Below are 624 nucleotides of genomic sequence, written 5' to 3'. Positions count from 1 at the left end.
GGCCGCCGGCTGGATGTGCCGTATTCACTAATTCTTGTTTGCGGGAACAGGAAAATGCGTTAGAACAATCCCGTGGGTTGCTGTTTGCCTGGCCCAATTTGGCAAATAACAAATGGGTGGGAATGCTCTCTTCTTAAAGATGAGCTGGGACAAGAGCCATTGGCCAAAAAGCTTATGGGTAGATTACTATTACCGGGTTATGAGTAACTGGTAAAATCACTTGTATGGGTTACTACAGGTTTAATTAGATCACAAAAAAATTGCTATGAGAAAGTAGTTTGATTAGCCTGTTAAGGTATTAAGCCAAAAAGCCTCCCCGAAGATTGGCGTCGGTGGGGAGGCCTGGGCTTAAATGAGAGAATTGTCAATTTAAACCACACAAAATTATGAAAAATAATTACAAGCGCCTTAAAACGTTGGCGTATGTATTTGTCGCTGTCTTGCTTATATTTTTAGCATTTACAGCCACAGCAAATGCTGCCACCCCCACCTGGGATTTACCCCAGCAGCAAATAGAGATTTCCGGGACCGTAAAGGACTCCAAAGGTTTGCCCATTGGCGGCGCCACCGTTGCCATAGAGGCCACAAACCGCGGTACCATCACCGATATGGATGGTAACTTCA

The 624-nt window shown here is 44.9% G+C and carries 1 protein-coding gene; it reads left to right on the top strand.

Annotated elements, in window-relative coordinates:
- Positions 1-386: 386 nt before the first annotated feature.
- On the top strand, positions 387-624 hold a 238-nt coding region (locus ACW6QP_RS15370; protein WP_457911758.1), incomplete at its 3' end, for a carboxypeptidase regulatory-like domain-containing protein.

The sequence above is a fragment of the Salegentibacter haimaensis genome, from assembly GCF_054121495.1.
Note: the sequence above shows the minus strand (reverse complement) of the source record. Positions and strands in the feature narration are given on the sequence as shown.